The 264-nt window shown below is 54.2% G+C and carries 1 pseudogene; it reads right to left on the bottom strand.

Features of this window, described 5'->3' with window-relative positions:
• A pseudogene (locus ACWR1S_RS30985) lies at positions 1-264 on the bottom strand (Ig-like domain-containing protein); the annotation flags it as partial.

The raw sequence follows: 264 nt of genomic DNA, 5'->3' as shown, positions 1-264 counted from the left end.
GACGTGCTATGAGGGTGAACTTTCCGGTTTCTACGGTTTGTCCGACGTTGGTCAACCTTATTAATGGAGTCGTTTCAAAGTCTTCGACAATAATTTGCTTCACGGTCAGTGTTCTGGCTGCCGACACGGCGCCGGAGCCGTACAAAGCCTTGACGGTAAAGCTGTGCGCTGCCACAGCCAGGGCGCTGACGAGCAGCGTCCAGACACCAGTTGTGGCATGTGCCGTTGCCTGACCTTTGGAGACCGTGCCGTCAAAGATTTCAA

The organism is Pseudomonas sp. AIG (assembly GCF_977020205.1).
This window is presented reverse-complemented; position numbering and strand designations above follow the sequence as displayed.